Below are 24,538 nucleotides of genomic sequence, written 5' to 3'. Positions count from 1 at the left end.
GAACATGGCACCATGCGGGCGTTGCCCCCTGCCTCCCGGAACCGCTGCATGCGCTCTGCCACCGAATTCTGGCGTGACCCGCGCATGCCCTTCGTCGAAAGCCGACGGGCGTGCGACAGCCGCGCCTGCCATCGCCCGCACAGCCACGACACCTTCTCGATCGGCGCCGTGGACGCTGGCAACAGCGTGTTCACCGGCGCGGTAGAAGGACCGCGCCTGCTGCAACCCGGCAATCTGGTCGGCGTACCCGCAGGCCGCGTGCATGCCTGCAACCCCCTGCCCGGCCAGGTCTGGAGCTACCAGATGCTGCACCTGGATGCGCGCTGGATGGCCGAGGTCCGCGCCGAGTATGACGGCCTGCCCGGACCCGATTGGCAGCAGGAACCCATCCGGATTTCCCACCATCGCCCGCGCTACCAGCAGTACTGCCAGCTCAACGAGACGCTGTTCTCCGGCGATCCGGTCAGCGTCAAGGAAGCGGCCCTGATCGCGTTCGTCGGCGATCTGGATGAGCACGATGGTGTAGCCGTCGCCGGCCCGCCTGAAGATGCCGCACTACAGCAGCGGGTGCAGCCGGTGATGGACGTTCTGCGCCAGCGGCTCGAACACACTCCGGCCCTGCAGGAGCTCGCATCGCTGGCAGGCATGAGCCGCTACCAGCTGATCCGCGCCTTCCGACGTGCCACGGGTCTGACCCCACACGCCTGGCAGATCGACCAGCGCATCCAGGAGGCCCGCCGACGGCTGTGCGAAGGGCAGGCGCTGGCCGTGGTCGCGCATGCGCTGGGCTTTGCCGACCAGAGTCATTTCCAGCGGGTCTTCAAGGCCCACGCCGGTGCGACCCCGGGCCAGTACCGGCGCTGAGCCTGCAATAACGTTCAATACCACCGCGCGGCACATCCTCACACTGGCGCCCCAGCCAGCCTCCGCCGGACCCGATGGAACAGTTTCTGGTCATCGCCACCGTACATTTTCTCGCCCTGCTATCACCCGGCCCCGATTTCTTCCTCGTTGCACGCACCGCGATCACCTCTGGCTGGCGCACCGCCAGCGGCGCCTGCGCAGGCATCGCCGTCGGCAACGGCGTCTTCATCGTGGCGGCCTTCACTGGGATGGCCCTGCTGCGCGCGGGAAGCGCAGGGTTCATTGCGGTGCAGTTGGCGGGCTGCGGGTTCCTGTTGTACCTCGGCACGCTGTTCCTGCGCCATGCGGGTTCGACGACGCTGCAGGCATCTGAAGCTGCCGCCGGATCGCCAGCGGGCGGTGCACATGGATGGTGGAAGGCGGCAGGGCTGGGCGCCCTGTCTGCGCTGCTGAACCCGAAGAATGCGCTGTTCTACGCAACGTTGGCGGCAATGCTCAACGGCCCGCAGGCCAGCGCCGCAACGAAATTCTTCTATGGCGCGTGGATGTTCGGCATCGTCCTGCTTTGGGATCTGCTGGTAGCCGCGCTGGTCGGCCACCCGTGGGTGCTGCGTCGGTTCGCACGCGCCCTGCCCTGGCTGGAGCGGGCCGCAGGGCTTCTGATGATCGCACTGGCGCTATGGATCGTCGTGTCGCTTTGGGCCGGCTGATGCCGGCGATTCGCGCCTGTCGCAACGGCATTCAATACCGCGCGTTCACACCCGCCCACACTCTGCACTTTCTGTAGGTCAGTGGCAGGTTTACGTGCAGCAGTTCTTCATCGTCGCAGTGCTGTACGGTTTCGCCATGCTCCTGCCTGCTTCGCATCACACGAAGATCCTGCGCACCGCGATGGGCGCGGGCGGGCACGCCGCCATGGCCGCGTCGTTCGGTATCGCCATCGGTACGGGCGTCATCTGTGCCACGGCTTTCATTGCAGCGGGCATGCTGGCAAACCGCGGCCTGTGGACGCTGGCGATGCAGTGCGCGGGCTGCCTCCTGCTGCTGCGCCTGGCGGGCATGTGCCTGCGCGACGCAGGCTTGACCCCTTTCTCTCCGCTTTCCCTGCAGATGCCTTGGGGCCTGCGCGCCCGCTCCCGTTGGCCGCACGCCGAAGCAGGATGCCTGCTGGCCCTCGCCAGCAGCAACAGTTGGATGCTGCAGTTCGCGATTGCAGCCCTGGTTACCGGCCTCGTCGCCGACTCTGGCGCCAAGGTTGCTTACGTGGCCTGCCTGAGTGGCGTCGCGCTGTCGCTCGGCCTGCTGATGGCGTGGCTCGGCAGCCAACCGCGCTGGGCACAGGGGTGTTGCCGACTCCTTCCATGGCTGGAGCATGCCGCGGGCCTGCTGATCGGGGCGGTGTCGGTGGCGTACCTGGCAGGTGCACTGGGTACGACCCTGGTCTGGGCAAGCATCACGGGGCAGGTGCAGCTGCCGGAATCGATCCCTGCCACACGCCAGGCGCAACCGGCTTCAACATCGCGGCGCGGCCGAGGCATGCCATGCGCGTTGCCGCATTGCCGCGCTCGTCGCAGCAGTTCGCCATGATCGAGATCTGTAGACGTGGGGTAGTGCCGGCCGGCCGCTGGCCGGCACTATCACAAACGAAAAAGGCGGCCCTGCGGTCGCCTTTTCCTGCATCACTTGCCCTTGACGTGCTTCATCAAGCGCCGCTTGGCCTTGACCTGCCGCTCGGTGAGGACATTCTTCTTGCCCTCGTACGGGTTGGTACCCTCGCGGAAGATGAAGCTCACTGGCGTGCCGATCAGCTTGAAGCGCTTGCGGAAGAAGTTCTCCAGGTAGCGCTTGTACGATTCCTGCAGCTCCTTCAGACGCGTGCCGTGCACGATGAAGGTTGGCGGGTTGGCGCCGGCCGGGTGCACGTAGCGCAGCTTGGAGACGTGGCCGCGGATGGTCGGCGGCGGGTTGGTCTCGTAGGCCACTTCCAGCGCCTTGTTCACTTCGCTGGTGGTGAAGGTCTTGTTCGCCGATTCGTGCGCGCGATGCACCGCACGGAACAGCTCACGCAGGCCAGAGCCATGCTTGGCCGAGATGCGCACGGACTCGGCCCACGGCACGAAGCCCAGCTTCAGCGACAGCATGGTTTCAGCCTGCTCGCGCTGGTACTCGGTCAGGCCATCCCACTTGTTGATGGCGATCACCAGCGCACGGCCGGCGTCGAGCACGGCACCTAGCACGGTAGCGTCCTGGTCGGTCACGCCTTCAGTGGCGTCCAGCATCAGCACGGCCACCTGGCACTGTTCGATCGACTGCATGGTCTTGACCACCGAGAACTTCTCGACGACCTCGTCCACGCGCGAACGCCGGCGCAGGCCGGCGGTGTCGATCAGGCGGTATTCGCGGCCGTCACGCTCCAGGTCCACCGCGATCGAGTCGCGGGTGGTGCCCGGCACGTCGGAGGCGATCATGCGCTCCTCGCCGAGGATGCGGTTGACCAGGGTCGACTTGCCCACGTTCGGGCGGCCGACGAAAGCGATGCGGATGCGGCTCGGATCGTTGTCCAGCTCTTCGCCGCTGCCTTCTTCCGGCAGGCGCTGGATCACTTCGTCCAGCAGGTCGTCCAGGCCCTGGCGATGCGCAGCGGAGACGGTCAGCATCTCGCCGAAGCCATAGCGGGCGAACTCCGAACGCACGGTGTCCTCGTCGGTGCCGTCGATCTTGTTGATCAACAGCAGCGTCGGGCGCGACAGCTTGCGCAGCCAGGCCAGGATCTCGTCGTCCATCGCCGAGGTACCCTCACGGGCGTCGACCACGAACAGGATCAGGTCGGCTTCCGCCGCAGCGGCACGGGCCTGGCGGGTGGTAGCCCCTGCCAGACCCTCTTCCTCTTCCGCGATACCGCCGGTGTCGACAACCAGGAAATGATTGTCCTCGTCCAGACGGCAGACACCGTAGTTGCGGTCGCGGGTGACGCCGGGCTGGTCATGGACCAGCGCGTCACGGGTGCGCGTAAGCGCATTGAAAATAGTCGACTTGCCGACATTCGGCCGTCCAACCAGGGCGACCAAAGGCAGCATCGCGATTACTCCAATTTTTTAATTTGCCAACCGGAAGGCGGTCAGCTTGCCATCAACGTTCTGCACCAGCAGCACCCCGTCTGCGACGACCGGCTGGGCCAGCAGGGCGTCGCCGCCACTTTTTGCCCGTGCCGCCATCGCACCATCGGACGCCTGCAGCCAGTGCACGTATCCCTTGTAGTCGCCGACCACCACGTAGTCGCCGTGCAGCGCCGGGCCGGTCAGCGAACGACGGGCCAGCGCGGTCTGCGACCACATCGCCGCGCCGCTGGCCTTGTCCAGGCCGAACACGCCGCCCTTGTTGTCGGTGACGAACACATTGCCCGACGACACCGCCACGCCACCGGCACCGCCATGGTCGCGCGCCCACAGCGGGCGACCGGTCGGGCCTTCGATGGCCATGGTCTGGTTCTTGAAGCTGCTCACGTAGAGGGTGTTGCCCTCCAGCACCGGAGCACCGTCGACGTCCGCCATGCGCTCCAGCTCGGTGCGGCCTTCGCCGTTGCCGAGGGTCTGTTCCCACAGGGTGCGGCCATCCTGCTGGGCCAGGGCCGCAACCGCGCCCTCGTCCTTGCCGATGAACAGCACGCCCGGACCGGTCACCACGGGCGCGTTGCCGCGCACGGTCAGCGCCGGCAGTTCGCTCGGGTTGAACCACTTCTGGGTGCCGTTGCCGGCATCGAAGCCGGTGATGCGACCGTCGTTGCTGCGCACGTAGACCATGCCCTGGGCAACGGCCGGCGCGGCAATGACTTCACCCGGGACACGGGCACGCCACTTCTCGCTGCCATCGTTGATATCCAGGGCGATGACCTGGCCATCCAGCGTGCCGATCACGACCAGGTTCTCACCGACACCCGGGCCGCCGGACAGGCGCAGCTTGGCCTTCTTCTTTTCCTTCTTCGGCTCCCAGGTCCAGACCTTCTTGCCGGTCTGCAGGTCGATGGCGTGCACGCCACCGGTGATCGCCGCGGCGAACACGTGGCCGTTGGCCACTGCCGGACCCTGGCGCACGCCGATGCGGCGCTCGCCCTTGCCGAGGTTGACCGACCAGGCCTTGCTGACCTTCAGGGTGGGCTCGAACTTGACCAGCTCAGCCGGTTCCTGTGCTTTCTTCGCGGCCGCGTCCTTGCCGGCGAACCAGCCCTTCATGGTGCTGCAGCCGGTCAGGGCCATGCCCATCAGGAGCACGGTGGCGACGCGGGTGATCATGACCTTCTGACTCATCAAACCGACTCCGCAGGGGCGGCGACGGTGCCGCCGGCGTCCATAACCTTGGTTTCCAGCAGGCGCCGCTGCGGCGCTGCCACATCCAGCGTCTTCAGCGCCTTCTCGTACTGTGCGCGGGCGTCGTCACGCTTGCCCTGCGCCATCAGCGCATCACCATGGATTTCCAGGCTGCTGCTGTCGGTGGCGCTGCCCAGCAGCTTGATCGCCTCGTCGCTCTTGCCGGTGGCCACCAGCAGGCGGGCCACACGCTGGTCGACCACGCGCTGCAGGTCGCCTTCGACCTTCACATTGCGCAGGGTAGCCAGTGCCTCTTCGTTCTTGCCGGCGTCGACCTGGGCCTTGGCCAGCTGCAGCGCCGCGAGGTCGCCGTAGATGCTGGACGGGCCGGCTTCGAGCGCCTTGACCGCCTTGGCGGCGTCGTCAAGCTTGTTCTGCTGCAGGCCCTGCAGGGCCTTCTGGTACTCGACATTGGCCGCAGCCATCTTGCCGCCCTGATCCTTCTGGTACCACTGCCAGCCGGCAATGGCACCGATGGCGATGACTACGCCACCGAGGATGCTGGCGCCATTCTTCCGCAGCCAGCTGCGGACGCGTTCACTTTGTTCGTGCTCGTCGAGCAGATCGTCGATCGCCATGCGTACTCTCGCCCCGCCCATCGGGAGGGACCATTGGGTTTAATCGAAGGTGGTGAAACCGCGCCTCAGTGCGAAACCGGGACTACGGAGCCTTCAGAGGATACCTGAAAGCGTGCCACGTTGGCTCGCTGGTAGGGGGTCAGATCGACGATAGCGCCGTTCTGCTGAACCTGGACCGCCGAGGCGTTGCCCAAGGTCACCCGGGTCACCTGGCCCGGCGTGAAGCTGCGGGTCTCGCCGGACTTGATCAGCGCCTTCTCGACGGTGCTGCCGTCCGGGCCGCCGATGTCGACCCAGCTGTCGCCGCTGAACTGCATTTCCAGCGCATTGCCGGAAGCCGCCGGGGCCGGCGCCGGGCGCGGCACCGGGGCCAGCGAGGCCACGTACGGGGTCGCCGCCGGCTTGTTGGCCGGGGCAGTGGTCGCTTCTGCCGGCGCGACAGCCTCGGCACCGGCCGCGGACGGGGCGACCGGCACGGCGGCCGGGATCACGTCCAACGAGGCGGTGCTCGGCGACGGGGTCGCGCTGTCGTCGAAATGGCCACGGGTGGCGAACCACACCGGCACCGCCAGCACTGCAGTGATGCCGACGTACAGCGCGCGCCGGCCGAGGTTCTCGGCGATGCGGCGCGCACGCGGGGTATGGGTATGGCTGACCAGGGTGGGCGGAACCACCGGGCCGACCTGGGCCTGTTCCAGCAGCTGGCCCACGTCCACGTCCAGCAGGCGCGCGTAGCTGCGCAGCTGGCCGCGCACGAATACCGGCGCCCCCAGCTTCTGCCATTGTTCCTCTTCCAGCGACTTGACCACCTGGACCGGCATGCGCAGGCGCGAGCCGACATCTTCGAGGGTCAGTCCGGCCGCTTCACGGGCCTGGCGCAGGCGGGTGCCGCAGCCGGCCGCAGTCTCGAGAGCGCTCACAGTCTGGTCATCAATCACAATGCATCAACCCTGGAGTTAGGAGCCCGCTTCCTGCGGAAATTCCTGTCGAATCCGCTGCAGATAGCGATCAGATGCCGCCCGATCGCCCAGCCTCGCTTCGATTTGAGACGCAAGTTGTAACACGGAACGCGTTGCGGGTGCAGCCGCAATCCTACGTTCGGCGAAGGCCCGGGCCTCCATGTAGCGGCCCTGGCGGAAGCTCAGCTGGGCCATCGACTCCAGCGCGACCGGGTTGGCCGGCGCCGCGACGAGGGCCGCACGCAGGTCGCGTTCGGCACGCTCAAGCTGGCCCGCGTCCAGTGCGCAGCTGCCGGCATTTGCCTGCGCCTCGCCCGGGGTGGCATAGCCCGGCGCCTGCAGCGCCCGATCGAACCAGACCAGTGATTCGGCCGCCTGGCCCTGCTGGCACAGCCAGGCACCGTAGTTGTTGAGCACGTCTCCGCGCTGCGGCGCCAGCTCGGCGGCCTTGCGGAAGTTCTCTCCCGCCTGGCGGGTGCGGCCACGGCGGTCGTCGATGCCAGCCTGCAGCACCAGCGCATCGGGGGCCTCGGGCGCCAGCTTCAGCGCTTCGCGTACCTTGCGCTCGGCGGCGTCGAGATTGCCGACCTGCATGTCGCGGGTCGCCAGGGTCAACAGGTCGCGCCAGCGCACTTCGCGCCGCACGCTTTCCGGGTCACCCACCGAATAGACCGGCGCCTGGCTCGGGCCGAGCTTGGCCTTGGGATGGGATTTGCAGCCGCCGACCGCAACGGCCAGCACGCCTGCGAACAGAACCAGCCAGAGGCGGTCAGGCCGCGGCATCGCTCCCCTTCCCCGCCTGCAGCGTCTTGTTGAACTCCGCCTGGCGGCGGGTGCGGTCCATCACCTGGCCCTTGAGCTGGCCACAGGCGGCGTCGATGTCGTCGCCACGGGTGCGGCGGACCATCGTCAGCACGTTGCTGTCGAGCAGGATCTTCTGGAAGGCGCGGATGTGTGCTTCTTCCGAACGCTCGTAGCGTGTGCCCGGGAACGGGTTGAACGGAATCAGGTTGACCTTGCCCGAATCCTTGGCCTGCACCGCGTTGTCGAACTGGCGCATCAGGCGGGCCAATTCGCGGGCATGCTCGGGCTTGTCGTTGATGCCCTTCATCAGGGTGTATTCGAAGGTGACCGACTCGCGGCGCTTGTTGGCGCGCAGGTAGCGCGCGCACGAAGCCATCAGCTCGGCGATCGGGTACTTCTTGTTGAGAGGCACCAGGGTCTCGCGCAGCGCGTCGTTCGGCGCATGCAGCGACACTGCCAGCGACACGTCGCTTTCGGCGGACAGGCGGTCGATCTGCGGCACCAGGCCGGAGGTCGACAGGGTCACGCGCTTGTTGGCCAGGCCGTAGCCCAGGTCGTCGCGCATCACGCTCATGGCGCGCACGACGTTGTCGAAATTCATCAGCGGCTCGCCCATGCCCATCATCACCACGTTGGTGAGGCGGCGCATCTGGTGCGGCACGTTGCCCAGGTGGCGTGCGGCAACCCACACCTGGCCGATGATCTCGGCGGTGGTCAGGTTGCGGTTGAAGCCCTGGGTGGCGGTAGAGCAGAACGTGCAGTTCAGGCCGCAGCCGACCTGCGAGGACACGCACAGCGTGCCGCGGGTCTTGTCGGGGATGTACACGGTCTCGATGGCGTTCTTGCCATCCACGCCCATCGCCAGCAGCCACTTGTGGGTGCCGTCGGCGGAGGGCTTGTCGAACACGATGTTCGGAACCAGCACCTCGGCATGGGCCTGCAGCTTGGCGCGCAGGACCTTGCCGAGGTCGGTCATTTCATCGAAGTCGGTGACGTAGCGATGGTGGATCCACTTCATCACCTGGTGGGCACGGAACTTCTTCTCGCCGAGAACCTCGACGAAAAACTTCTCCAGGCCCGCGCGATCGAGGTCGAGCAGGTTCTGCTTGCCAGCCGTGGGTGCCGACTTCGGCAGCGGCTGGATGGCGGGGGACTGTACGACCTCGTTCACGGCATTACTCTCAGCGCGAAACGACTTCGGTAGCGGCGAAGAAGTAGGCGATTTCAATCGCGGCATTCTCGACCGAGTCCGAGCCGTGGGCGGCGTTGGCATCGATGGATTCGGCGAAGTCGGCGCGGATGGTGCCCGCAGCGGCTTCCTTCGGGTTGGTGGCGCCCAGCAGGTCGCGGTGGGCCAGGACGGCGTTCTCGCCTTCCAGGGCCTGGATCATCACCGGGCCGGAGATCATGAACTCGACCAGCGCGTTGAAGAACGGACGCTCGCGGTGCACGGCGTAGAAGCCTTCGGCTTCACGGCGCGACAGCTGCTTGTACTTGGCGGCCACGACCTTCAGGCCGGCCTTCTCGAAGCGGGCGTAGATTTCGCCGATGACGTTCTTGGCAACGGCGTCCGGCTTGATGATCGAAAGGGTGCGCTCCAGCGCCATGGGATGTCTCCAATGGAATCGGGCCGCGGATGGCCCGAAGGGTAACATGAAAAAAACCCGCGTCGGGACGCGGGCTTAGCCTGATAAACGTAGGCGAATTGTAAAAGATAAAGCGGCAGGGTGGTAGTGCCGGCCGCTGGCCGGCAGGCTGGCGTCCTATAGGCTGCCCGCCGTTGCCGGCCAGCGGCCGGCACTACCCTTTGCGCCCATTCACCCACCTGAGCGGATTCTGACCGCTCCGGGCATTTTTGCTGCACTGCAAAATGCCATACGCTACCGTCTGGTCCTAGTATCAAACAATCGTTTGATTAAGGTCCGCCCGCCGATGGCCAAACCCGCCCACTTCTCGACCAAGGACCGCATCCTCGGCGCGGCTGAGGAGCTGTTCGCACAGCACGGCTTCGCCGGTACTTCGCTGCGCCAGGTGACCAGCCAGGCCGACGTCAACATTGCTGCGGTCAACTACCACTTCGGCTCCAAGGAAAACCTGGTCAACGAGGTGTTCCGCCGCCGCATGGACGAGATGACCGGCGCCCGCCTGTCCCAGCTCGAACGCGCCCGCAGCGAACACCCCGGGCAGCTCCGCCCGGTGCTGGCCGCCTTCGTCGAGCCGGCGCTGGCACTGGCCCAGGACCGCCAGAACGGCGGCGCCTTCGTGCGCGTGATCGCCCGCGCCTACGCCGAGAAGAACGACAACCTGCGCAAGTTCCTGTCCGACCACTACGGCCACGTGCTGCGTGCGTTCGGCAAGGCCATCGGCGAGTGCGTGCCCGGCCTGAGCAAGGAAGAGCTGTACTGGCGCCTGGACTTCCTCGCCGGCTCGCTCACCTATGCCATGGCCGACTTCGGGCTGATCAAGCGTCCCGCCGGTGTCACCGAAGCGGCGCATCGTGCCCATGCCGCCCACGAACTGATCCATTTCGCCGAAGCCGGGTTCCGCGCCGCCGCTCGCGCCAGCGCCCTGCCCGCTTCCCTTTGATTCCACCCAGTAACTGCTGACCAACAAAGGCCCTACACCATGTCCAATTCCCTGCTAGTCCGCCGCGCCGCCGTGCTGGGTGCCGGCGTCATGGGTGCCCAGATCGCTGCCCACCTCACCAACGCTGGCGTCGACACCGTGCTGTTCGACCTGCCCGCCAAGGAAGGCGCGGCCGACGGCATCGTGCTGAAGGCGATCGCCAACCTGGGCAAGCTGAGCCCGGCACCGCTGGCCAGCAAGTCGCTGGCCGAAGCCATCACCCCGGCCAACTACGAGTCCGGCCTGGAGCAGCTGAAGGACTGCGACCTGATCATCGAGGCCATCGCCGAGCGCATGGACTGGAAGCAGGACCTGTACAAGAAGATCGCGCCGTTCGTGGCCGACCACGCGGTGCTCGCTTCCAACACCTCGGGCCTGGGCATCAACAAGCTGGCCGACGTGCTGCCCGAGCAGCTGCGCCACCGCTTCTGCGGCGTGCACTTCTTCAACCCGCCGCGCTACATGCACCTGGCCGAGCTGATCCCGGCCACCACCACCGACGCCGCCGTGCTGGAAGGCCTGGAAGCATTCCTGGTCACCACCCTGGGCAAGGGCGTGGTGTATGCCAAGGACACCCCGAACTTCATCGGCAACCGCATCGGCGTGTTCTCGATCCTGTCCACCATCCACCACACCCAGCAGTTCGGTCTGGGCTTCGATGAAGTGGACGGCCTGACCGGCCCGCTGGTCGGCCGCCCGAAGTCGGCCACCTACCGCACCTCCGACGTGGTCGGCCTGGACACCATGGCCCACGTCATCAAGACCATGGGCGACACCCTGCCGAACGACCCGTGGCATGAGTTCTTCAAGTCGCCGAAGTGGCTGGATGCGCTGATCGCCAAGGGCGCGCTGGGCCAGAAGACCGGTGCCGGCATTTTCCGCAAGGTCGGCAAGGACATCGTCGTGCTGGACCTGGAGAAGCAGGACTACCGCCCGGCTGACCGCGCCGCTGCACCGGAAGTGGTCGAGATCCTGAAGATCAAGAACCCGGCCGAGAAGTTCGCCAAGCTGCGCGAGAGCCAGCACCCGCAGGCGCAGTTCCTGTGGGCGACCTTCCGCGACCTGTTCCACTACAGCGCCTACCACCTGGCCGACATCGCCGAGACCGCGCGCGACGTCGACCTGGCCATCCGTTGGGGCTACGGCTGGTCGCTGGGCCCGTTCGAAACCTGGCAGGCCGCCGGCTGGAAGCAGGTCGCGCAGTGGATTGCCGATGACATCGTCGCCGGCAAGAGCATGAGCAACGCCCCGCTGCCGGACTGGGTGTTCGATGGCCGCGACGGCGTGCATGCGGCCGAAGGCAGCTACAGCCCGTCGCGCAACGCCAAGCTGCCGCGCTCGTCGCTGCCGGTGTACCAGCGCCAGCGTTTCCCGGATCCGCTGCTGGGCGAAAAGTTCGCGCCGGGCGAGACCGTGTTCGAGAACGACGGCCTGCGCATGTGGCACGACGGTGATGGCATCGCCGTGGTCAGCTTCAAGACCAAGATGAACACCGTGTCCGACCAGGTGCTGGACGGCCTGCAGGAATGCGTCAGCCGCGCCGAGAAGGACTTCCAGGGCCTGGTGATCTGGCAGCAGAAGGAACCCTTCTCCGCCGGTGCTGACCTGGCCGGCGCGCTCGGTCTGCTGCAGGCCGGCAAGGTCGACCAGTTCGAAGAGATGGTGGCCAACTTCCAGCGCACCAGCCAGCGCATCAAGTACTCGCTGGTCCCGGTGGTTGCGGCCGTGCGCGGCCTGGCCCTCGGTGGCGGCTGCGAGTTCCAGATGCACAGCGCCAAGACCGTGGCCTTCCTGGAAAGCTATATCGGCCTGGTCGAGGCCGGTGTCGGCCTGCTGCCGGCCGGCGGCGGCCTGAAGGAACTGGCCGTGCGCGCCTCGCAGGCCGCGGGCCCAGGCGGCGACGTGTTCGCCGAACTGAAGAAGACCTTCGAAACCGTGGCAATGGCCAAGGTCTCCAACTCCGCGGTCAACGCCAAGGAACTGGGCCTGCTGCGCAGCACCGACAAGGTGGTGTTCAACAGCTACGAGGCCCTGCACATCGCCAAGGCCGAAGCGCGTGCCCTGGCCGAGGCGGGCTATCGTCCGCCGCTGCCGGCACGCCGCATCCAGGTCGCCGGTGACGTGGGTATCGCCACCTTCAAGATGATGCTGGTCAACATGCTGGAAGGCCGTTTCATCAGCCCGTACGACTACGAGATCGCCGAGCGCATCGCCACCGTCCTGTGTGGCGGCAAGGTCGACCGCGGCACCCTGGTCGACGAAGAGTGGCTGCTGACCCTGGAGCGCAAGCACTTCGTCGAACTGGCCCAGCAGGAAAAGACCCAGGCCCGCATCGCGCACATGCTGAAGACCGGCAAGCCGCTGCGTAACTGATTGATGGCGGGTGCCGACCTCTGGCCGGCACTTCTCTGCTTCTGGTGGGTGCCGACCGTCGGTCGGCACTCCAGCTAAAAAATTCGAGAGATCACTGCAATGACCAAGCAAATCCAGGACGCCTACATCGTCGCCGCCACCCGTACCCCGGTTGGCAAGGCGCCCAAGGGCATGTTCCGCAACACCCGCCCCGACGACATGCTTGCGCACGTATTGCGCAGTGTCGTCGCCCAGGCCCCGGGCGTGGACGTCAACCGCATCGATGACGCCATCATCGGCTGCGCCATGCCGGAAGCCGAGCAAGGCATGAATGTGGCTCGCATCGGCGTGCTGCTGGCCGGCCTGCCAAACACCATCGCGGCGCAAACCGTGAACCGTTTCTGCTCCTCCGGCCTGCAGGCCGTGGCACAGGCCGCCGATGCGATCCGCCTGGGCAACGCCGACCTGATGCTGGCCGGCGGCACCGAGTCGATGTCGATGGTGCCGATGATGGGCAACAAGATCGCCATGGCGCCGAGCGTGTTCGACAACGACCACGTTGCCATCGCCTACGGCATGGGCATCACTGCCGAGAAGGTCGCCGAAGAGTGGAAGGTCTCGCGCGAAGACCAGGACGCCTTCGCCCTGGCCTCGCACCAGAAGGCGATGGCCGCGATCCAGAACGGCGAATTCAAGGACGAGATCAGCCCCTATGAGATCGTCTCGCACCTGCCGGACCTGGCCGATGGCCAGCGCATCATCACCCGCAACAAGATCGCCGACTCCGACGAAGGCCCGCGCCCGGATTCCTCGGCCGAAGGCTTGGCCAAGCTGCGCCCGGTGTTCCGCAACGGCCAGTTCGGTGGCACCGTCACCGCCGGCAACTCGTCGCAGATGAGCGACGGCGCCGGCGCGGTACTGCTGGCCTCGGAGCAGGCGATCAAGGACTACGGCCTGACCCCGCTGGCCCGCTTCGTCAGCTTCTCGGTGGCCGGCGTGCGCCCGGAAGTGATGGGCATCGGCCCGATCGCCGCGATCCCGAAGGCACTGAAGCAGGCCGGCCTGACCCAGGACCAGCTGGACTGGATCGAGCTCAACGAAGCGTTCGCCGCGCAGTCGCTGGCGGTGATCCGCGATTGCGGCCTTGACCCGGACAAGGTCAACCCGCTGGGCGGCGCGATCGCCCTGGGCCACCCGCTGGGTGCGACCGGCGCGATCCGTACCGCGACCCTGCTGCACGGCCTGCGTCGTCGCCAGCAGAAGTACGGCATGGTGACGATGTGCATCGGCACCGGCATGGGCGCGGCGGGTATTTTCGAAGCGCTGTAAGGTTCAAGGCGTGCCGGCGGACGTTTCGGTTCGCTGTGGGGCCCGGGTGGGTGAGACTGCCCGGGACACGACGTGAACCCGTCCCTGGGGGCTTGGCAGCGGCATCCATGCCGCTGACAGTCCCAGCCAGCCTCACTCACCCGCGCCATTCATCATTCCGCGCGGCGGAGGGGTGAGCAAAGGCAGGGGCAAAGGCTGGGGTCAGAGCCCTTTGCGGCGCAAAGGGATCTGACCCCAACAAGCAAAAAAGGCAGCCTATGGCTGCCTTTTTTGCTTTTGCTCTTGCCCTTGATTCCGCCCTTCCCGTCCGCGCCCACGGGAAATCTGACAGGTGGGACGGGTGGGCCTTTGCAGGACCGTTGGCGCCATGGATGGCGCCATCGAGCCCCCATGGACGGGTTTACGGCGTGTCCTGCAAAGGCCCACCCGTCCCGCCCATCACGTATCAATCAAAGCGCTGACGGAGCGCTTGATAAAACCCTTATTCCGCCAACATCGCCGCCAGCTTCTCCCGCGCCGGGCCAGCCAGCTTCGGGTTGTCCAGCGCGAAGCGGATCGTCGCCTCGACCAGCCCCAGGTGCGTGCCGCAGTCGAAACGCGTGCCCTCGAAGCGATAGGCATCGACCTCTTCGGTCTTCAGCAGCGCCGCGATCGCATCGGTCAGCTGGATCTCGCCACCGGCACCCGTGCCGGTCGCCTCCAGCAGTTCGAAGATCTTCGGGCTCAGCACATAGCGGCCGACCACGGCCAGGTCGCTCGGCGCGTCCTCCGGCTTCGGCTTCTCCACGATCTGCGAAATGCGACCCTTGCGGCCGTCGAACGCATCAGTGGCAACGATGCCGTAGCTGGCAGTCTTGTCATGCGGCACGTCTTCAACGGCGATCACGCTTGCACCACTGGCCTCATTGAGGTCGGCCATCTGCTTCAGCGCACCGGCACCCCGGTTCCAGATCAGGTCGTCGGGCAGCAGCACGGCGAAGGGTTCGTCGCCGATCACCGCCTTGGCACACAGCACGGCATGCCCCAGGCCCAGCGCCTCGGCCTGGGTCACGAAGATCGCGCGCACGCCGTTGGGCAGCACGTGGCGGATCAGCTCCAGCTGCTCCTGCTTGCCAGCGCGCTCGAGCTTCTGCTCCAGCTCGTAGGCCTTGTCGAAATAGTCAGCGACCGCGTGCTTGTAGCGGTTGGTGATGAACACCAGCGTATCGCAGCCGGCTTCAATCGCCTCATCCACGGCGTACTGGATCAGCGGCCGATCAATGATCGGGAGCATCTCCTTCGGCACAGTCTTGGTTGCTGGCAAGAAACGTGTCCCCAGCCCTGCCACCGGGAAAACTGCTTTGCGGATTCGCTTGCTCATTGGTGCCTGTTGGCCTCACGTGCCGGAAAAGGCACGACTTTAGCGGATGAAATGTAAGCATCCTGTTCGATTGGCGAGAATTCCGGCATCGTCGCAAACAGGATTTCCTGGATGCTGGCAGTGTCGTAGCTGGCAATCGCCTCACGCAGGCGCGGGACGTTGCCCAGCACCAGATCCCGCGAGAATGCACGCACGCCGGCCTCGAGAATCTTCGGGTGTGCGGTGGAGCGGTAGTCTTCGTCCGAATAGAACAACGTCTCGTGCAGCTTCTCGCCCGGACGCAAGCCGGTATAGATGATCTGGATGTCCTTGTACGGTTGCTTGCCGGTCAGGCGGATCATCTGTTCGGCCAGCACGCGGATCGGCACCGGCTCGCCCATGTCGAGGGTGTAGATCGCGCCATGCGAGGCCGAGGCGGCCGCCTGCAGGATCAGCTGGCAGGCCTCGGGGATGGTCATGAAGTAGCGGCTGACTTCCGGATCGGTGACAGTCACCGGGCCACCGCGCAGGATCTGCTCGCGGAACAGCGGCACGACGCTGCCGGCCGACGCCAGCACGTTGCCGAAGCGCACCGTGACGAAACGGGTGTGCGTGGACTTCTGGTCCAGGCTCTGGCAGATCATCTCGGCGTAGCGCTTGCTTGCACCCAGCGCATTGACCGGATCGACCGCCTTGTCGGTGGAGATGAACACGAAGTGCTCCACGCGGGCCTCCAGGCAGGCGCGGGCCACGTTCTCGGTCGCCAGGATGTTGTTGCGCACCGCCTCGCGCAGCTGGCGCTCCAGCACCGGCACATGCTTGTAGGCCGCGGCATGGAAAGCGGTATCGACCGGGTGCAGCGACAGCGCGTAGCGAATCACCGCCGGATCGCCACAATCGCCCAGCACTGCCTCGATCTCGACATCGGGGAAGCTGCGACGGAGCTCGCCTTCGATGGTCAGCAACAGCAGTTCACTGATTTCCAGCAGGATGATGCGGCCGGCACCATGGCGCGCGCACTGGCGACACAGCTCCGAGCCGATCGAACCACCGGCGCCGGTGACCATCACGGTGCGCCCGCCCAACCAGCCGCGGATCAGGTTCCAGTCCGGCATGATCGGCTTGCGGCCCAGCAGGTCCTCGATCGCCACTTCCTTCAGCTGGCCCGGCAGCGACTGGCCCTGCAGGATGTCACTGAGCTTGGGCACGGTACGGAACGGCACGCCGGTGCTTTCGCAGATCGCGACGACGCGCTGCATGCCCGCAGCATCCAGCGACGGCATGGCAATGACCAGCAGCTTGGCAGCAGTCTCGCGGACCACCGTCGGTGCGTCATCCAGGGTGCCGAGGATCGGCAGGCCCTGCAGCTTGGCACCACGCAGGTGGGGTGCATCGTCGAGCAGGCCGACCGGCTCGAAGTTGCCGGAACGGCGCAGGTCGCGGACCAGGGTTTCGGCGGCCTGGCCGGCGCCGAGGATCAGCACGCGGCGGGCGCTGGAATCGGACTGCAGTGCCTGGTAGTCCTTCCAGGCCCGGTACAGAAGGCGCGGCGCACCCAGCAGCGCCGACAGCGCGAACGGATAGATCACCAGCACCGACATCGGCACGCCGTCGAAGCGCTTCCACATCAGCACCAGGACGATGGCCACCATTCCGATGAAGCTGGCCTTGAAGATGTTCAGCAGGTCGCTGACGCTGGCGAACCGCCACAGGCCGCGGTACAGGCCCACGCGCCAGAACACCAGGCCCTGCAGCAGCAGGACCAGGGTGGTATCGACGTTCCACAGAGGTAGCGCCGGGGCGTTGGGCAGGATCGAGTAACGCCCTGCATGGAGCAACTGCCAGCATGCCCAGACCATGAAGAGGTCGTGGCAGACGATGGCCGAACGCGGCATCAGGCCGAGGATTCTGTCCCGCCAGGGTGAAGCCATAAGTCAGGTAATTCCTTGTCGGTGGCGCATTCCATTGCGCAGGAGGAGCCAGAGGACGCTCAGCGCGATGAACCACGCGATCGCCACGGCAGCCTCCCACCTCGGCTGCAAATTGGAGCAGACATTGAACACTGTAATACTGAACAGGCCCAAAGCAAAGTACATCCCTGTCACCTGGGGGTGACTGGCTCCTGCCTGCACCGCGCGCTGGTAGACATGCTGGGTATGGGGTTCCATCCAGCGTTGTCCTGAAATGATGCGCGCCAGCAGTGTGAAGCCCGCGTCCACAAGGAACGGCGAAACCGGTACCAGCAGCAGCAGCCAGTTGATATCGGTCCGCACGCTGGCGAGCGCCAGCACGGCGGCGACCGCATACCCCAGCGCGCCACTTCCGACATCGCCCATGAAGATCCGGGCCCGAGGGAAGTTGAACGGCAGAAATCCGAGGCACGCCAGCCCCAGGGCCACAGCGGCAAGTGAGTACGGCCAGGGCAGCACCGGCACCAGCCCCAGCATCGCCACGACGGCCTGGCTGGCGGCAATGCCATTGATGCCGTCCATGAAGTTCCAGATGTTGATCAGCGAGGCGGTGAACAGCAGCACCAGCGCCGCCAACAGCCAGCTGCCACCGTTCACCTTGACCAGGCCGGCCAGCAGCGCCGCAGCGATGAAATGCACCAGCAGGCGACGCATCGCCGGCAGGGGCCTGTGGTCGTCCCACCAGCCGATGCCGGCCACCAGCACCAGCCCAAGGCTGGCCACCAGCACACTGGGCGTGCTTTCGGGCCAGGCCCAGATGGCCACGCCAGCCGTCACCAGCAGGCTGATGACGATGGCGATGCCGCCACCGCGCGGGGTGGCGACGCTATGGCTGCGGCGTTCGCCGGGCTGGTCCATCAACTGCTGGCGCAGTGCATAGCCGCGTGCAGCCCAGGTCAGCAACGCACTCAGCAGGGCGAGCCCCAGCAGCGCGCCCATCACAAGCCAGGGCATGGATCAGAGCACCGCGTAGTTCAGCAGCGGCTTGACCGTTCCCCATTCCTTGCAGCTCGGGCACTGCCAGTGGTGGGTACGCGCACCGAAGCCGCAGCGCGTGCAGCGATAAGCCGGGTTGCGCACCAGCAACTGGTCGGTGATGTGCTTGAGGTCATGCAGGGTGGCGGTGGAATCGGCCCCCTCGGCGAGGGTCAGGTCGATCAGCGCGGACTCACCCCGCACCGACGGCCGATCCTTGAGCTGGCGACCGAGGTAGGCACGGGCCGGAGCCACGCCCTCCTGCTCTTCCATCAGCCGGGTCAACGCCAGCACCGGGGCAATGCCGCGGTAATGCTCGGTCATCTCCGACAGGAAGGCACGTGCGCCGGCCAGGTCGCCGACCTTGCGATAGTTCTGCATCAACGCCGGCAGCAGTTCCGGCAGGTACTCAGGATCGTTGCGCGCGGCGCGCTCAAAGGCGCGCACGGCAGCTTCCGGATTCCCCGCGTCGGTTTCCAGCCGGCCCTCGATGATACCGGCGCGCACCGACATCGCATCGGCCTGATAGGCCCGGGCGATCGCTGCCCTCGCCTCTTCCAGCTTGCCGGCACCGCGGAACCGCTCGGCCAGCTCGCACTCGAACTGCCCGATCAGCTTGCCCATCGGCTCGCCGGTGACGTCCTCGAAACGGGTGGCGTTGTCGATCGCCTTTTCCCAATCGCGTTCGGCCTGGTAGATACCGATCAGGTGCTTGAGCGCCTGCGGTGCACGTTGATCCAGCTGCGCCAACTCGGTGAACACAGTCTCGGCACGATCCAGCAGGCCGGACTTCATGTAGTCCTCGCCCAGCGCCAGCAGCGCCTGCACGCGCTGCGCGTCACTCAGGTCATGGCGGTTGACCAGACCCTGGTGGAGGCGGATGGCGCGGTCGACTTCACCGCGGCGGCGGAACAGGTGGCCCAACGCGACCTGGGTCTCGAAGGTTTCCTTGTCCAGCTCGGCGATGTGCAGGAACAGCTCGATGGCCTTGTCCGGCTGCTCGTTGAGCAGGTAGTTCAGGCCACGGAAATAGGTGCTCGACAGGCGGCTGACCTGGCTGTCACCGTGGCGTTGACCACCACGCCGCCCGATCACCCACCCGGCCAGTGCGGCCAGCGGAACGAACAGGAAGAACCAGAACCACTCGGTGACGAAATCCATCTTCGATCAACGTCCATCAAAAGATTGCGGGGAAGCAACCGGTGCCGGCGAAGCGACAGCGGACTTGTTGGCACGGCGCAGCTGGCCGTAGAGCGGAATGACCACGCTCACCAGCACCAGCCCGGCACCGACCACGACACCGACCAGCAGCGCAGCGATCAGGGCCACGCCCACCGAGGTATGCAGTTCGGTAAACAGCAGATTGATCGACATCGCGGTCATGTTGACCGCACCGATGATCAATCCAAGGATCAGCACCGCCAGCAGGACCAGCAGACGAAAAACCTTCATGCGACAGCTCCAGTGGCAGGAGTCCGTAGCTTATCCGACTCGCGGCTGGATTCGCACGCGGTGGCGCGACGGAAGGCTCAGGCCGGATCGGCGTCCAGCGGCAGCACACTGCTGACCCGCTCGCGCAGTTCCTTGCCCGGCTTGAAATGGGGGACATGCTTGCCCGGCAGGGCAACCGATTCGCCGGTCTTCGGGTTGCGACCCAGGCGCGGCGGACGATAGTGCAGCGAGAAGCTGCCAAAACCCCGGATTTCGATGCGATCCCCGGCGGACAGCGATCCGCCCATCATTTCCAGCAACGACTTCACCGCCAGATCGACATCATCGGCCTTCAGGTGCGCCTGGCGGCGCGCAAGGATTTCGATCAGTTCGGATTTGGTCATTACCGGCTCACATCAGGGGCATCTCAGCCTGAAACGGCCCGGGCAATGCCCGGGCCGTCCAGGAAACAACGAACAGCGTAAGGCCGATTACTCGGACTTGTTGCCGTTCAGCTGTGCACGCAGCAGCGCGCCCAGCTGGGTGGTGCCGCTGGAAGCCGAAGAGGACTGGTATTCCTCCAGCACTTCGCGCATTTCCGCGTCGTCCTTGGCCTTGATCGACAGCTGCAGGGTACGGCCCTTGCGGTCCATGCCCACGAACTTGGCTTCGACCTTGTCGCCGACCTTCAGGTGCTGGGTGGCGTCGTCAACCCGCTCGTTGGCGATGTCGCGGGCCGAGACGTAACCTTCGATGCCGTCAGCCAGCTCGATGATCGCGCCCTTGGCGTCGACTTCCTTCACCACGCCTTCGACCTTGGAGCCCTTCGGATTGGCAGCCATGTACTGGCCGAACGGATCCTGCTCCAGCTGCTTCACGCCCAGGGAGATGCGCTCGCGCTCCGGATCGACAGCCAGGACGACGGCGTCCAGGGTATCGCCCTTCTTGAAGTTGCGAACGACGTCTTCGCCGGTGGTGTTCCAGCTGATGTCCGACAGGTGGACCAGGCCATCGATGCCGCCGTCCAGGCCGATGAAGATGCCGAAGTCGGTGATCGACTTGATCTGGCCCGAGACCTTGTCACCCTTCTTGTGGGTGGCAGCGAAGGTTTCCCACGGATTGGCGGCAACCTGCTTCATGCCCAGCGAGATGCGGCGACGCTCTTCATCGACGTCCAGCACCATCACTTCGACTTCATCGCCAACCTGGACAACCTTGGACGGGTTGACGTTCTTGTTGGTCCAATCCATCTCGGAGACGTGCACCAGGCCTTCGACGCCCGGCTCGATCTCAACGAACGCACCGTAATCGGTGACGTTGGAGACCTTGCCGAAGACGCGGCTGTTGGCCGGGTAACGACGGCCGATGTTGTCCCACGGATCCTCGCCCAGCTGCTTCAGGCCCAGCGAAACGCGGTTGCGCTCGCGGTCGAACTTCAGCACGCGGACGTCCAGCTCGTCGCCGACGTTCACGACTTCCGACGGGTGACGCACGCGCTTCCACGCCATGTCGGTGATGTGCAGCAGGCCGTCGATACCGCCCAGGTCCACGAATGCGCCGTAGTCGGTCAGGTTCTTGACGACACCCTTCAGGATCGCGCCTTCCTGCAGCTTGTCCATCAGCTGCTCGCGCTCTTCCGAGTGCTCGCTTTCGACGACAGCGCGGCGCGAGACCACGACGTTGTTACGCTTGCGGTCCAGCTTGATGAGCTTGAACTCGAGCTCCTTGCCTTCCAGGTAGGCCGGATCGCGCACCGGGCGCACATCGACCAGGGAACCCGGCAGGAAGGCGCGGACATCCTTGATGTCCACGGTGAAACCACCCTTGACCTTGCCGCTGATGCGGCCGGTGATGGTTTCGTTCTTTTCCAACGCTTCTTCCAGCTCGTCCCACACCATCGCGCGCTTGGCCTTCTCGCGCGACAGGACGGTTTCGCCGAAGCCGTTCTCGATCGAGTCGAGGGCGACCTTGACGATGTCGCCTTCGGCGACGTCGATTTCGCCAGCGTCGTTACGGAACTGTTCGATCGGCACGATGCCTTCGGACTTCAGGCCAGCGTTGATCACCACGACGTCGCCGCGGACTTCAACAACGGTACCGCTGACGATGGCGCCCGGCTTCAGCTTGGCCAGATTGGCCTGGCTGGCTTCAAACAGTTCGGCAAATGATTCGGTCATTAGATTTACTCTGTTGGACACATGGGTCGGTGGCGTCCCCTTCAGGGGAATGGCGACCGCCCGCCTGTTGGTCGACCCCGGAAACGCAGGTCGTGTGTAGTAGGAAAACCGCCACGCATCATTGCGCGACGGAGCTGGTACAGCACTGCTATGCGCGACCACCGCCGATGCTGCTGGCAGTGCTCCCGCGCGAACGGATCAGGCAGCCGGAACCGGAAGCAGATCCATCACTCTGGCAACGACATCATCGATGCCGATGCCTGTGGTGTCGATGAGGACAGCATCGTCTGCCGGCTTCAGGGGCGCCACGGTACGCTGAGCATCACGGGCGTCGCGGGCCATGATCTCGCGCAGGAGGTCATCAAAGTTAACAGAAACCCCCTTGTCTTTCAACTGCTTATGCCGGCGCTCGGCGCGCTCCTCGGCACTGGCGGTCAGGAAGACCTTGTAGGAGGCGTCCGGGAAGATCACCGTGCCCATGTCGCGGCCGTCGGCGACCAGGCCCGGCAGCTCCCTGAATGCGCGCTGGCGCTCCTTCAGCGCAGCCCGGACCTCGGGAATGGCGGCAATGGCCGAGGCCAGCGCCCCGGTGGTCTCCAGGCGCAGCTCGTCGGTGGCATCGGTGCCGTTGACCATGACCCGCATGGCATCACCCTGCTCGACAAACTGAACGTGGGTGTCGAAGGTGCATCGAACCAGCGCCGAGGCGTCGGAGGTATCGATGTCGGCCCAGCTTGCAGCCACCCCCACCGCCCGGTACAGCGCACCCGAATCCAGGTAATGCCAGCCCATCCTGCGCGCGATGATGCGGCTGATGGTACCCTTGCCGGCCCCGGATGGGCCGTCGATGGTCAGGACGGGAGCGAGTGGATTCATGGGGGTCCCAGAGCGTGTGAAGAGGCCATTCTAGCCCCTGCCAGACGCCCCGAGCGGGATCTTTTGTGCAACCACTTGAAACCACGAGGAAAAGCCCGGTAGAATGGCGGGCTTGAACGAGCGTCAACTGCCGATTGTCTTTCGCATATCGCGGCCACGCTCCACCCGAACAACTACTGTTTACGCCGAGGTATGCCATGAAAGTCCTGTCCTCCCTGAAGTCGGCGAAGGCCCGTCACCGTGACTGCAAGGTCGTGCGTCGTCGTGGCAAGATCTTCGTTATCTGCAAGTCGAACCCGCGTTTCAAGGCGCGTCAGCGCTAAGCCTCACAGCCTTCCGGCTGCGGCTGGCCCTACGCGGGGCCGACCCGATGCAAGAAACCGCCTTCGGGCGGTTTTTTGTTTATGCGGCTTTTTCCTGCCGTTTTTGCTGTAATCGCCTTTCTTGACCACTGGGGAGTAGATCGAGATGAAGCGTTACCTGTCCGCCCTGGCCGTGATGGCCACCCTGGCCGCCGCCACACCGGCACTGGCCGATACCCTGCTTGTCGACCGTGCCCGCGAGAAGCCGGCCGGTGCCGTGCCCGTGCGTGGCCAGAGCATGCAGCAGGTGCAGGCGCAGTTCGGCGCGCCAAGCGAGCAGCTGCAGCCGCGTGGCGGGCAGAAGCGTCAGTGGCCGACCATCAACCGCTGGGTGTACCCGCAGTTCACCGTCTACTTCGAGAAGCAGAAGGTGATCAACGTGGTGGCCAACCAGGCGGACCCGAACGAAATCGGCCCGAAACCGCCGATCCGTTGATCCCATTACCCGCCGTGGGCGGGCCTGTGTAGCGAGACCATGAACCAGACCCTTCGTTTTCCTGCCGAGTGGGAAGCCCAGAGCGGCGTCCTGATTGCCTGGCCCACCGCCGACACCGACTGGGCCGACCGCCTGGGCCAGGTGGAAGAGACCTACATCGCCCTGGTCGCGGCCATCACCCGCTTCCAGCCGGTGCTGATCTGCGTGGCCGACGACGATGTGGAGACCTATGCCGAGATGCGGCTGCGCTCCAACCGCATCGACATGGACAAGGTCCACTTCACCACGGCCGCCTACGACGATACCTGGCTGCGCGACTCCGGCCCGATCACCCTGCGCCGTGCCGACGGCGGGTTCCAGCTGCTGGATTTCCGCTTCACAGGCTGGGGCGGCAAGTTCGACGCCACGCTGGATGACCAGCTGGTAGGCGTGCTCGACCAGGCCGGCGTGTTCAACGATGCACCGGTACGCAGCATTCCGTTCGCGCTGGAAGGCGGCGGCATCGAAACCGATGGCGAAGGCACCCTGCTGACCACCTGGAAGTGCCTGCACGAGCGCCATCCGGACCGCGACCGCGCCAGCCTGAGCGCCGACCTGGCCGACTGGCTGCAGCAGGACCGCGTGCTGTGGCTGGACCACGGGTACCTGGAAGGCGACGACACCGACGCGCACATCGATACCCTCGCCCGCTTCGCTTCGACCGACAGCATCGTCTACCAGGCCTGCGACGACGAGAGCGACTCGCACTACGCCGAACTGCAGGCGATGGGCAACGAACTGGCTGCGCTGCGCACAAAGGACGGCCAGCCGTATCGCCTGTTCCCGCTACCGTGGGCGCAGCCGGTGATCGACGAAGGCCGCCGCCTGGCCGCCTCGTACGCCAATTACCTGATCGTCAATGGCGCGGTGCTGATGCCGGCCTATGGCGATCCGGCCGATGATCTGGCCCGCGATGTGCTGGCGCAGGCGCACCCGGGCCGGGAGATCGTGCAGGTGCCCTGCCGCTCGCTGATCTGGCAGAACGGCAGCCTGCACTGCATCACCATGCAGCTGCCGGCGGGGTTGTTGAAGGCGTAAATCGCGCGGTAGCGCCGGGC

Annotated in this window: 24 protein-coding genes; 9 read left to right on the top strand and 15 right to left on the bottom strand. The window is 65.7% G+C overall.

The window, feature by feature from the left end:
• The first annotated feature begins 48 nt into the window (after positions 1–48).
• The 3 genes from B9Y82_RS06925 (at position 49) to B9Y82_RS06915 (ending at position 2,451) form a co-directional block, all read left to right on the top strand.
• Complete coding sequence (locus B9Y82_RS06925) at positions 49–864, top strand: helix-turn-helix domain-containing protein (RefSeq protein ID WP_100472047.1); 816 nt, start codon at positions 49–51, stop codon at positions 862–864.
• A 74-nt stretch (positions 865–938) separates the two neighbouring features.
• Positions 939–1,574 carry a LysE family translocator gene (locus tag B9Y82_RS06920; RefSeq protein WP_100472046.1) on the top strand — a complete coding sequence of 212 codons (636 nt, stop codon included), beginning with the start codon at positions 939–941 and terminating at the stop codon, positions 1,572–1,574.
• Positions 1,575–1,668: 94 nt separating this feature from the next.
• Entirely contained in the window at positions 1,669–2,451 is a 783-nt protein-coding gene (locus B9Y82_RS06915) for a lysine transporter LysE (RefSeq protein ID WP_100472045.1), read from the top strand.
• Positions 2,452–2,543: 92 nt separating this feature from the next.
• Here the strand turns inward: B9Y82_RS06915 and der are convergent, their stop codons facing one another.
• The 7 genes from der to ndk all read right to left on the bottom strand — a co-directional run bounded on the left by der (position 2,544) and on the right by ndk (position 9,176).
• On the bottom strand, positions 2,544–3,941 hold the full coding sequence (gene der, locus B9Y82_RS06910; protein WP_100472044.1) for a ribosome biogenesis GTPase Der: 1,398 nt from the start codon (positions 3,939–3,941) through the stop codon (positions 2,544–2,546).
• A gap of 18 nt (positions 3,942–3,959) precedes the next feature.
• Positions 3,960–5,168, bottom strand: a complete 1,209-nt coding sequence (gene bamB / locus B9Y82_RS06905) for an outer membrane protein assembly factor BamB (protein WP_100472043.1) — start codon at positions 5,166–5,168, stop codon at positions 3,960–3,962.
• Complete coding sequence (locus B9Y82_RS06900) at positions 5,168–5,806, bottom strand: YfgM family protein (protein WP_100472042.1); 639 nt, start codon at positions 5,804–5,806, stop codon at positions 5,168–5,170. The genes bamB and B9Y82_RS06900 overlap by 1 nt, the downstream gene beginning before the upstream one ends.
• A gap of 65 nt (positions 5,807–5,871) precedes the next feature.
• The gene (locus B9Y82_RS06895) at positions 5,872–6,744 is read right to left on the bottom strand and encodes a RodZ domain-containing protein (RefSeq protein ID WP_100472041.1); all 873 of its coding nucleotides are present in this window, start codon (positions 6,742–6,744) and stop codon (positions 5,872–5,874) included.
• Positions 6,745–6,762: 18 nt separating this feature from the next.
• Positions 6,763–7,548, bottom strand: a complete 786-nt coding sequence (gene pilW / locus B9Y82_RS06890) for a type IV pilus biogenesis/stability protein PilW (RefSeq protein ID WP_100472040.1) — start codon at positions 7,546–7,548, stop codon at positions 6,763–6,765.
• Positions 7,535–8,740, bottom strand: coding sequence for a 23S rRNA (adenine(2503)-C(2))-methyltransferase RlmN (gene rlmN / locus B9Y82_RS06885; RefSeq protein ID WP_005409296.1), 1,206 nt, complete (start codon positions 8,738–8,740; stop codon positions 7,535–7,537). The genes pilW and rlmN overlap by 14 nt, the downstream gene beginning before the upstream one ends.
• A 10-nt stretch (positions 8,741–8,750) precedes the next feature.
• Positions 8,751–9,176, bottom strand: a complete 426-nt coding sequence (gene ndk / locus B9Y82_RS06880) for a nucleoside-diphosphate kinase (protein ID WP_008265389.1) — start codon at positions 9,174–9,176, stop codon at positions 8,751–8,753.
• A 325-nt stretch (positions 9,177–9,501) separates the two neighbouring features.
• On the opposite strand from ndk, the gene B9Y82_RS06875 reads away from it, so the two are divergent.
• The 3 genes from B9Y82_RS06875 to B9Y82_RS06865 all read left to right on the top strand — a co-directional run bounded on the left by B9Y82_RS06875 (position 9,502) and on the right by B9Y82_RS06865 (position 13,875).
• On the top strand, positions 9,502–10,155 hold the full coding sequence (locus B9Y82_RS06875; RefSeq protein WP_043397021.1) for a TetR/AcrR family transcriptional regulator: 654 nt from the start codon (positions 9,502–9,504) through the stop codon (positions 10,153–10,155).
• 39 nt (positions 10,156–10,194) lie between these two features.
• On the top strand, positions 10,195–12,567 hold the full coding sequence (locus tag B9Y82_RS06870) for a 3-hydroxyacyl-CoA dehydrogenase/enoyl-CoA hydratase family protein (protein ID WP_100472039.1): 2,373 nt from the start codon (positions 10,195–10,197) through the stop codon (positions 12,565–12,567).
• A 99-nt stretch (positions 12,568–12,666) separates the two neighbouring features.
• On the top strand, positions 12,667–13,875 hold the full coding sequence (locus B9Y82_RS06865) for an acetyl-CoA C-acyltransferase (RefSeq protein ID WP_100472038.1): 1,209 nt from the start codon (positions 12,667–12,669) through the stop codon (positions 13,873–13,875).
• A gap of 481 nt (positions 13,876–14,356) precedes the next feature.
• Here the strand turns inward: B9Y82_RS06865 and galU are convergent, their stop codons facing one another.
• From galU to cmk, 8 genes are all read right to left on the bottom strand, one after another.
• Entirely contained in the window at positions 14,357–15,235 is an 879-nt protein-coding gene (gene galU / locus B9Y82_RS06860; protein ID WP_100472037.1) for a UTP--glucose-1-phosphate uridylyltransferase GalU, read from the bottom strand.
• Positions 15,232–17,145, bottom strand: coding sequence for a polysaccharide biosynthesis protein (locus B9Y82_RS06855; RefSeq protein WP_100472036.1), 1,914 nt, complete (start codon positions 17,143–17,145; stop codon positions 15,232–15,234). Before B9Y82_RS06855 ends, galU begins: the two co-directional genes overlap by 4 nt.
• Before the next feature lie 3 nt (positions 17,146–17,148).
• The gene (locus B9Y82_RS06850; protein WP_100472035.1) at positions 17,149–18,138 is read right to left on the bottom strand and encodes an MraY family glycosyltransferase; all 990 of its coding nucleotides are present in this window, start codon (positions 18,136–18,138) and stop codon (positions 17,149–17,151) included.
• A 3-nt stretch (positions 18,139–18,141) separates the two neighbouring features.
• Complete coding sequence (gene lapB / locus B9Y82_RS06845) at positions 18,142–19,320, bottom strand: lipopolysaccharide assembly protein LapB (protein WP_005416232.1); 1,179 nt, start codon at positions 19,318–19,320, stop codon at positions 18,142–18,144.
• A gap of 6 nt (positions 19,321–19,326) precedes the next feature.
• The gene (locus B9Y82_RS06840) at positions 19,327–19,611 is read right to left on the bottom strand and encodes a lipopolysaccharide assembly protein LapA domain-containing protein (RefSeq protein WP_100472034.1); all 285 of its coding nucleotides are present in this window, start codon (positions 19,609–19,611) and stop codon (positions 19,327–19,329) included.
• 77 nt (positions 19,612–19,688) lie between these two features.
• The gene (locus tag B9Y82_RS06835; protein WP_005409286.1) at positions 19,689–19,994 is read right to left on the bottom strand and encodes an integration host factor subunit beta; all 306 of its coding nucleotides are present in this window, start codon (positions 19,992–19,994) and stop codon (positions 19,689–19,691) included.
• An 87-nt stretch (positions 19,995–20,081) separates the two neighbouring features.
• Entirely contained in the window at positions 20,082–21,767 is a 1,686-nt protein-coding gene (rpsA, locus tag B9Y82_RS06830; RefSeq protein ID WP_005416230.1) for a 30S ribosomal protein S1, read from the bottom strand.
• A gap of 198 nt (positions 21,768–21,965) precedes the next feature.
• A complete protein-coding gene (gene cmk / locus B9Y82_RS06825; protein ID WP_014036894.1) occupies positions 21,966–22,643 on the bottom strand; it encodes a (d)CMP kinase in 678 nt (225 codons plus the stop codon).
• A 197-nt stretch (positions 22,644–22,840) separates the two neighbouring features.
• Between cmk and ykgO the strand changes: the two genes are divergently transcribed.
• The 3 genes from ykgO to B9Y82_RS06810 all read left to right on the top strand — a co-directional run bounded on the left by ykgO (position 22,841) and on the right by B9Y82_RS06810 (position 24,518).
• On the top strand, positions 22,841–22,966 hold the full coding sequence (ykgO, locus tag B9Y82_RS06820; RefSeq protein WP_005409283.1) for a type B 50S ribosomal protein L36: 126 nt from the start codon (positions 22,841–22,843) through the stop codon (positions 22,964–22,966).
• A 175-nt stretch (positions 22,967–23,141) separates the two neighbouring features.
• Positions 23,142–23,441 carry a hypothetical protein gene (locus B9Y82_RS06815; protein ID WP_428993181.1) on the top strand — a complete coding sequence of 100 codons (300 nt, stop codon included), beginning with the start codon at positions 23,142–23,144 and terminating at the stop codon, positions 23,439–23,441.
• Between the two features lie 39 nt (positions 23,442–23,480).
• Positions 23,481–24,518, top strand: a complete 1,038-nt coding sequence (locus B9Y82_RS06810) for an agmatine deiminase family protein (protein WP_100472032.1) — start codon at positions 23,481–23,483, stop codon at positions 24,516–24,518.
• Positions 24,519–24,538: the final 20 nt, after the last annotated feature.

This window comes from Stenotrophomonas maltophilia, assembly GCF_002799155.1.
Lineage (GTDB): Bacteria > Pseudomonadota > Gammaproteobacteria > Xanthomonadales > Xanthomonadaceae > Stenotrophomonas > Stenotrophomonas maltophilia_R.
Note: the sequence above shows the minus strand (reverse complement) of the source record. Positions and strands in the feature narration are given on the sequence as shown.

Excerpts from the sequence above, each read along its gene's own strand:
- B9Y82_RS06925 (WP_100472047.1), top strand. The coding sequence starts at position 49 with ATGCGCTCTGCCACCGAATTCTGGCGTGACCCGCGCATGCCCTTCGTC.
- B9Y82_RS06920 (WP_100472046.1), top strand. The coding sequence starts at position 939 with ATGGAACAGTTTCTGGTCATCGCCACCGTACATTTTCTCGCCCTGCTA.
- der (WP_100472044.1), bottom strand. The coding sequence starts at position 3,941 with ATGCTGCCTTTGGTCGCCCTGGTTGGACGGCCGAATGTCGGCAAGTCG.
- bamB (WP_100472043.1), bottom strand. The coding sequence starts at position 5,168 with ATGAGTCAGAAGGTCATGATCACCCGCGTCGCCACCGTGCTCCTGATG.
- B9Y82_RS06900 (WP_100472042.1), bottom strand. The coding sequence starts at position 5,806 with ATGGCGATCGACGATCTGCTCGACGAGCACGAACAAAGTGAACGCGTC.
- pilW (WP_100472040.1), bottom strand. The coding sequence starts at position 7,548 with ATGCCGCGGCCTGACCGCCTCTGGCTGGTTCTGTTCGCAGGCGTGCTG.
- ndk (WP_008265389.1), bottom strand. The coding sequence starts at position 9,176 with ATGGCGCTGGAGCGCACCCTTTCGATCATCAAGCCGGACGCCGTTGCC.
- B9Y82_RS06875 (WP_043397021.1), top strand. The coding sequence starts at position 9,502 with ATGGCCAAACCCGCCCACTTCTCGACCAAGGACCGCATCCTCGGCGCG.
- B9Y82_RS06870 (WP_100472039.1), top strand. The coding sequence starts at position 10,195 with ATGTCCAATTCCCTGCTAGTCCGCCGCGCCGCCGTGCTGGGTGCCGGC.
- B9Y82_RS06865 (WP_100472038.1), top strand. The coding sequence starts at position 12,667 with ATGACCAAGCAAATCCAGGACGCCTACATCGTCGCCGCCACCCGTACC.
- galU (WP_100472037.1), bottom strand. The coding sequence starts at position 15,235 with ATGAGCAAGCGAATCCGCAAAGCAGTTTTCCCGGTGGCAGGGCTGGGG.
- B9Y82_RS06855 (WP_100472036.1), bottom strand. The coding sequence starts at position 17,145 with ATGGCTTCACCCTGGCGGGACAGAATCCTCGGCCTGATGCCGCGTTCG.
- B9Y82_RS06850 (WP_100472035.1), bottom strand. The coding sequence starts at position 18,138 with ATGCCCTGGCTTGTGATGGGCGCGCTGCTGGGGCTCGCCCTGCTGAGT.
- lapB (WP_005416232.1), bottom strand. The coding sequence starts at position 19,320 with ATGGATTTCGTCACCGAGTGGTTCTGGTTCTTCCTGTTCGTTCCGCTG.
- B9Y82_RS06840 (WP_100472034.1), bottom strand. The coding sequence starts at position 19,611 with ATGAAGGTTTTTCGTCTGCTGGTCCTGCTGGCGGTGCTGATCCTTGGA.
- B9Y82_RS06835 (WP_005409286.1), bottom strand. The coding sequence starts at position 19,994 with ATGACCAAATCCGAACTGATCGAAATCCTTGCGCGCCGCCAGGCGCAC.
- rpsA (WP_005416230.1), bottom strand. The coding sequence starts at position 21,767 with ATGACCGAATCATTTGCCGAACTGTTTGAAGCCAGCCAGGCCAATCTG.
- cmk (WP_014036894.1), bottom strand. The coding sequence starts at position 22,643 with ATGAATCCACTCGCTCCCGTCCTGACCATCGACGGCCCATCCGGGGCC.
- ykgO (WP_005409283.1), top strand. The coding sequence starts at position 22,841 with ATGAAAGTCCTGTCCTCCCTGAAGTCGGCGAAGGCCCGTCACCGTGAC.
- B9Y82_RS06815 (WP_428993181.1), top strand. The coding sequence starts at position 23,142 with ATGGCCACCCTGGCCGCCGCCACACCGGCACTGGCCGATACCCTGCTT.
- B9Y82_RS06810 (WP_100472032.1), top strand. The coding sequence starts at position 23,481 with ATGAACCAGACCCTTCGTTTTCCTGCCGAGTGGGAAGCCCAGAGCGGC.